Here is a 4,906-nt window from a genome sequence, read left to right as displayed (position 1 = left end):
GCATCAACGTGCTCTTCGCGATGCTCCGCGACGGCACCTTCTACGAACCCCGAACCCCACGCCTCGCTTGACCAAAGACATAGAGGCACCCCCCCCCTTCACTCCCACGCCCTCCACGACAGCCCCCGCCGGTCAGGCATTCCCGCTGTCCCAGCGAGCTGACCTGGCGTGGTCGGTTTCGTCTCGAGGGTGATCCGCTGGGGCGGAGCCGGTCGTCGGTCATCGGCTGGAGGCGCGCACGGCTCCCGCGCTCGCGGCTACCACCAGGGTGATGGCCATGAGGTCGATGCCGGTCAGGCTCTGGTTCAGGACAAGGTAGCCGGCCAGGGCGGCGACGGCCGGGGCCAGGCTCATCAGGACGGCGAAGGTGGCAGGCGCAAGCCGGCGCAGCGCCAGCAGTTCCAAGGTGTAGGGCAGGGCGGAGGAGAGCACCGCAACCGCCGCGCCCAGGCCGAGGGTGACGGGATCAAGCAGTCGGCCCCCGGCATCGGCGAGACCCGCCGGGAGGCTGAGAACTGCTCCGAGCGTCATTGCCAGGGCGAGGCCGTCAGCCTTGGGGAAGCGGGCCCCCGTACGGGCGGACAACAGGATGTAGGCCGCCCAAAGGACCGCGGCGCCCAGGGCGAAGCCGACGCCTGCGCCGTCCAGGGTGTCCAGACCGCCGCGGCCGAGCAGTGCTACGCCGCCCAGAGCCAGCGCGGCCCACAGCCAGCTGGTGGCGCGGCGGGCGGTGACCACGGACAGCACGAGCGGGCCGAGCACTTCCAACGTGACCGCCGCTCCCAGCGGGATGCGGGCGATGGCCTGGTAGAAGAGGGTGTTCATGCCCGCCAGGGCGACACCGAAGGCGACGATCACCGCCCAGTCGGCGCGGCGGTGGCCGCGCACTCTGGGCCGGCACACCGCCAACAGCAGCACCGCGGAGACGGTCAGGCGCAGCGCGACGATGCCCAGAGCGCCGGCCCGGGGGAACAGGGAAGCGGCCATCGCGGCGCCGAATTCCTGGGCCAACAGGCCGCCCAGGACCAGGCCGGCTCCCAGTGCTGGGCCGCCGGCCGACCAGCCCTGGCCTTCCAGTGCAGGCGGCGCGGGCCTGGCGGCTGTGTCGGCTGCCGACGAAGCGAAGGGCGGCGTGGCGGTCATGGATTCGACGCTACGGGCGGGTGAGTGGCCTGGGAAATGCCGATCCACCCGTGGTTATGCTTGCTGGGTATGACCATGGAGCTGCGGCATCTGCGGGCCTTCCTCGCCATCGCCGAGGAGGGTGGTATCACGCGCGCCGCTGCTCGCCTGCGCATCAGCCGGCCCGCGCTGTCCCGCACCCTGAGGGCGCTGGAGGAGCACATCGGGGTACGGCTCGTCGACCGCAACACTCACCACCTGCGCCTGACCGACGCGGGACAGGCGTTCCGCGTCCGGGCCGCGGCCGCCGTCGCCGCCGTCGACGCCGCACTCGACCCCGGTCACACCGACATCTGGCCGCTGCGTGTGGGACACACCTGGTCGGCCCTGGGCCGCCACACCTCCACCGTGCTGCGCCGCTGGCAACAGGCCCGCCCCCGAACGCCGCTGGAGTTGCTGCGTATGGACGACGGCACCGCGGGCCTGGCCCACGGGCGTGTGCACGCCGCGCTGCTGCGCGGCCCTCTGGCCATCCCCGGTGTCTCCAGCGCCCTGCTGGCCTATGAGCAGCGCGTCGCCGCCGTCCCAGCGGACAGCGACCTGACCGCACACGCCGACCTGGTCCTGGCCGACCTGACAGGGCACACGATCGTGCTGAACCCCGTCTCAGGCACCACCACACCCCAGCTGTGGGCCGAGGATGCCCGCCCCGGCTCCACCTGGGAAGTGGCCAACACCGACGACTGGCTGGCCGCCATCGCCGCAGGGCGAGGCGTCGGTGTCAGCAGCGTCGCCACCGCCGAGATGCACCCCTACCCCGGCGTCGCCTACCGCCCGCTCACCGACGCCCCCGCCCTCCCGCTCCACCCGGTCTGGAGCGAGCCACCCACTCACACCGCGATCACCGAACTGGCGTCCTTCCTCAGCGAGTTCTTCCGCCAGTCGTCTCCAGCGCGCCGTACCCCGAGTAGGGGGCGCTCCCGCTTGCGGGCATCGGCGTGCGGCGCGGGAACAGCAGCAGCGGGAGACACCTCGTGGGAATTGCCGTCAGTACGTGTCCCTCAATCCTCCGTCCATGCGACACGGCGCGGCGGTCTCGGCCGCCGCACGACCTCCTGACAGCTCGCATGATCCGTCCCGGCCCCGGCTCCATCCCAGGCCAGGGGTTTTGTGGCAACGGCTTCTACCGGTCCCGGCCCGTGAGTTGGTGACGGAAGCCCCCAGTGAGTCGGTCGTCCAGGATGACGGTGCGAGGCGAGCTTATGCATGTGGGCAACGGCTTGGACCGCGTGATGGAGACCGTCGCCGCGCCGGCGGCAGTCGCGCAGGACCTTGTGGTTCTTCATGCAGCCGATCACGTGCTCCACCCGTGCACGCACCGTGCGATGAGCCGCGTTGTCGTCCTCCTCGCCCGGCAGCAACGGCCCCGCCGGCAGCGCCGGACGTGAACGGTCCCCGGCATCGAGCGGTAGGACAACGAGGCGAGGTCCTCAGCCCGACGAAGACGACGACATGCGCCCCCATCGAAGAGACGGGGGCGCATGTCGTCGGCCTCGCCTACCTGAGGGCTGTGCCACCCGAGTCGCGATACGCGATCGTCTTGCGGAACAGGTTTCCGCCGTCGGTCTCGGGCGTCGTCTGCTCCGACCACCCCGCGCCGAACAGCAGGCCGGCGATGTGGGCGTCCGCGACCTGGTCCATGTGCGAGAAGAACCAGTCGACCTTGTCGTCCTTGTAGTGGCCGGACGTGTTGTTCTGCGCCATGTTGCCCACGGGGATCTGCCACAGGACGACCGGCTTGCCCACGGACTCGGCCATCGTCTTCCAGAACTTCAGCGAGGCGGCGGCCTTCTGGTCGTTCCAGAAGTGGTCACTGCCGCCGTGGGCCGGCTGTGCGTACCAGCCCGCGTCGCGGTCCGACACATCGGTGACCAGGAAGTCGGCGTTCTTCGCCCCGAGGTCCGCGTAGTCCTTGACGCACTTCTGGAGGTTGCTCTCCCAGTCGAAGCAGGAGAGGTGCAGCCCCACGGCGGTGTTCGGCGCGTACTTGTGCCCCATCGAGATCAGGCACTGGGCGAGTCCGGAGGCGCTGTTCTCCTGCGATCCGCAGTCCGTCGGATTCGAGGCCTTGACCTGTGCGGGAACGTCGTGCAGGTTGCCGAGCGACCGGGCGAAGCCCCAGAAGTCGGGCTCGAGGTCGATCGCGTCGTGCGACGTGCCGATCTTCTGGAGGAAGAAACGGTAGTCGTTCAGGTACTTGGTGAGCAGGTCGGTCCGGTTGATGGCCTTGACCTCGCCGGGGCCGTCGCCCTCGCCTGCCGCGTCCCCGAGGTCCCGCAGGGAGTACCAGGTCCACAGATACTTCTGCGGTCGCGACTTGCCCTGGTAGGTCGCCTTGGCCGCCACGCTGTCCTGCCAGGTCACCTGGTTGCCGGGCGCCGTGCTGGTGCCGCCCCAGCAGCCCCACCAGCTCGACCACTCAGCCTTGCAACGCGACGCCGTATAGGCCTCCGACGAGGGCGCGGGCTGGCTGTGTATGTAGGCGTAGCGCACGTCGAAGGGCGCGGCGTTGAACGAGGCGTCGGACATAGAGCCGCCGATGAGCACCTTGTCACTGCCCATGAAACTCTTCACCGACGTGCCGTTGGTGGCGGCCGGAGACGTCGACGGCGACGTCGGGGTGCTGCTCGGAGCCTGGCTCGCCGGAGTGCCGGCGCTGGGCGTGGGCGTGCTGCCGGAGCTCCCCGGATTCCCGGTGTTGCCGACGCTGCCGACCTCGACGAGCTTCCACTGCTGGTTGGCGGCGGCCCGGTCGCGGTTCTGGACGATGCCGCGCCCGTTGGCCTTGGCGGCGCTCTTGACGCCCACAGCCATGCCGCTGAAGCGATTGACCAGACGCACATAGCCGTTCGACGACTTGGCCGGCTTGAACTGCTGGTTGGCGGCGTTCAGGTCGCTCCACTGCACGATGGCCGAGCCGGCGGCCTTCGACCAGCCGAGGTCGTCCAGCACCTTGCCGGAGCTGCGGTTCTGCAGCCGGTAGTACCCGTCACCCGAGTCGACGAACCGCCACTGCTGGTTGGCGCCGCCGTGACGGCTCCACTGCACCATCGCCGCGCCGTCGTTCTTGGCGGAGCCGCGGTCGTCCAGCGCCTTGCCGCTGTTGCGGTTGACCAGCACGTACCACTTCTTCAGATCCAGAGTCTTCTTTTGATCCGCCGAAGCCTGGCTGACCACGACAGCCGAGCCGGCCACGACCACCATGGCGACACCCGCCCACAGACCCCGACGCGCAAGCAACCGACGACCACGGTGCTTCGGACGACCACCGCGGGCACCGTCGTCGTCGGCACGGTGGCCGCCGACATGTCTGCGCTCTCGTTCCTGGGACATGCCTGTGCTCTCTCTTCCAGCTGTCGCATCTGACCGGCCCGCTTGGCCGGACAACGCTTAGTGGTCCGAGAGATCGGAAAGGTTGCCGCGAAGATCCAGAGATTTTTTCGCCTTGACCGCTTGCCGTTCGCCGCGGAGCACGGCACGCCTGACGCCGGGGGTGGCGAACGCCAGATGGCTGATCGCGGATGCAGCGGTCCGGGTGGTTGTGGGAGCGGAACGAAGACCAGGACGGCTCGGCGAGCCCCGGCGGTCGTGTGAACGGTGGCGTCCTGGGAGTTGGCTACGGCGCTCGCTGACCCGCTGCCGAGGAACAGCCGGCGCGACGGTCGGGGGGGTGCGCTCATCTGGTGTTTCTGGGGCGAGGGAAGCAGCGGGTGGATGGAGAACC

The 4,906-nt window shown here is 69.7% G+C and carries 3 protein-coding genes and 1 pseudogene; 1 reads left to right on the top strand and 3 read right to left on the bottom strand.

Features of this window, described 5'->3' with window-relative positions; translation table 11 throughout:
* Positions 1–219 precede the first annotated feature (219 nt).
* A complete protein-coding gene (locus ACFULQ_RS48535) occupies positions 220–1,143 on the bottom strand; it encodes a DMT family transporter (RefSeq protein ID WP_383558101.1) in 924 nt (307 codons plus the stop codon).
* A 69-nt stretch (positions 1,144–1,212) separates the two neighbouring features.
* On the opposite strand from ACFULQ_RS48535, the gene ACFULQ_RS48530 reads away from it, so the two are divergent.
* Positions 1,213–2,241 (top strand): LysR family transcriptional regulator, encoded by a 1,029-nt coding sequence (locus ACFULQ_RS48530; RefSeq protein WP_383558098.1) that lies wholly within the window; start codon positions 1,213–1,215, stop codon positions 2,239–2,241.
* 134 nt (positions 2,242–2,375) lie between these two features.
* Here ACFULQ_RS48530 and ACFULQ_RS48525 read toward each other — a convergent pair.
* Positions 2,376–2,504 (bottom strand): annotated as a pseudogene (locus ACFULQ_RS48525) (IS5/IS1182 family transposase); the annotation flags it as partial.
* A 175-nt stretch (positions 2,505–2,679) separates the two neighbouring features.
* Entirely contained in the window at positions 2,680–4,515 is a 1,836-nt protein-coding gene (locus ACFULQ_RS48520) for an RICIN domain-containing protein (RefSeq protein ID WP_383558095.1), read from the bottom strand.
* Between the last annotated feature and the right edge of the window lie 391 nt (positions 4,516–4,906).

The organism is Streptomyces sp. NPDC057253 (assembly GCF_042669125.1).
GTDB lineage: Bacteria > Actinomycetota > Actinomycetes > Streptomycetales > Streptomycetaceae > Streptomyces.
The sequence above is the reverse complement of the archived record's forward strand: the minus strand, read 5'-3'. Positions and strand labels throughout refer to the sequence as shown.

Excerpts from the sequence above, each read along its gene's own strand:
- ACFULQ_RS48530 (WP_383558098.1), top strand. The coding sequence starts at position 1,213 with ATGACCATGGAGCTGCGGCATCTGCGGGCCTTCCTCGCCATCGCCGAG.
- ACFULQ_RS48520 (WP_383558095.1), bottom strand. The coding sequence starts at position 4,515 with ATGTCCCAGGAACGAGAGCGCAGACATGTCGGCGGCCACCGTGCCGAC.
- ACFULQ_RS48535 (WP_383558101.1), bottom strand. The coding sequence starts at position 1,143 with ATGACCGCCACGCCGCCCTTCGCTTCGTCGGCAGCCGACACAGCCGCC.